The organism is Stenotrophomonas sp. A3_2 (assembly GCF_036624925.1).
Classification (GTDB): Bacteria; Pseudomonadota; Gammaproteobacteria; order Xanthomonadales; family Xanthomonadaceae; genus Stenotrophomonas; species Stenotrophomonas hibiscicola.
Map to the genome: position 1 here is coordinate 1 of NZ_JAZKVY010000025.1, position 336 is coordinate 336.

The 336-nt window shown below is 73.8% G+C and carries 1 pseudogene; it reads right to left on the bottom strand.

From position 1 onward, the window contains the following. A pseudogene (locus R5H29_RS00100) lies at positions 1-336 on the bottom strand (hypothetical protein); the annotation flags it as partial.

Genomic DNA, 336 nt, shown 5'->3' on the forward strand with positions numbered 1-336 from the left:
CGGGCAGCGCCCAGAGGCCGATGGCGCCGTAGGTGAGCAGCGCCACCAGGTAGAGCGCGATGTTCCGTTCCGGCCGGTTGGTGAGGCCGACGACCGTGAAGCTGAGGGAGATGATGGCGCCGTGGCCGAGGCCGGCGGCGAAGCGGGCGGTGCCGAGCCAGGACGTGTTTAGGGCGAACGCGGAGGCCGCGTCCCCGAGCCCGCCGAGGGTGAGGGCCGCGAGGGTCATGTGCCGCCAGTCCAGCCGGTCGCCGGGGGCGGCGACGGCGACCGTGGCCAGCGCCACCCCCAGCATTTCGATGCCGGCGAGGGTGTTGGCGGCTTCAGGCGAGAGGC